Annotated in this window: 1 protein-coding gene; it reads right to left on the minus strand. The window is 64.6% G+C overall.

What is annotated here, in order from left to right:
• Positions 1 to 270: 270 nt before the first annotated feature.
• Complete coding sequence (locus tag BGIM_RS0147425; protein WP_020476578.1) at positions 271 to 537, minus strand: helix-turn-helix domain-containing protein; 267 nt, start codon at positions 535 to 537, stop codon at positions 271 to 273.
• Positions 538 to 766 lie beyond the last annotated feature (229 nt).

A 766-nucleotide genomic window follows, 5' to 3' on the forward strand; every position in this document is an offset into this window, starting at 1 on the left:
CGCTTTCGTCATGCTTCGGTAAGGCGAGTCGAACCAACCCCCCGCGGACCGTGTTCATCGATTCGCCCGGATTGTGATGCGGATTGCTGATTTCCGTCCGACCCTTCATGAAGGACCGAATGTTCCAGGCCGGGGGCCGGATGGCTTGAGAGGTTTTTGGAAGAAGAACGGGCGGTTTGACGAACTTGCCCGGCGGGTGGAAATCTCCCCGGCCGGCTCCGAGTGATCTGTCACGGCGACCCTCACGAAATTTTCCCGCGACACCGGCGGTCAGTCCGAGGCTTCCATGATCTTGAACAGGCCGGAGGCGGGCATTTGAAGGGCGGCCGCCAGCCGGGCGATGATGACGAGGCTGGGGTTGCGGCGGCCGCGTTCGACGTCCGAGAGATAGGTCCGGTGCAATCCGGCGGCCTCGGCCAGGTCCTCCTGGGTCAGTCCGAGGGTTTCCCGGCCGGAGCGCACCGCGAACCCGAACCGTTCCCGCACGCCGGCCTCGGCCTTTTTCGCCATGTCGGCACGGTAACCCGATGTCGCCAATGGTGTACATCGTCGATGAGTGACATTCGCCGTCCTCCGGCGGCGAATCGGAGAATTTGACCATGAATGACCTGGATCGCCATTTCATCCTTCAAGACAACGGCCGCAAGGGCCCCTACACGCTGGCCGAGTTGCGGCAAATGGCCGGCGACGCCCTGCTGCCGCGGCAGACCCTGACGGAGCCGGAGACGGGAGACCCGCCCGAGGCGCTCGCCATCGTCCTCGGGCG

The organism is Zavarzinella formosa DSM 19928, from assembly GCF_000255705.1.
GTDB lineage: Bacteria > Planctomycetota > Planctomycetia > Gemmatales > Gemmataceae > Zavarzinella > Zavarzinella formosa.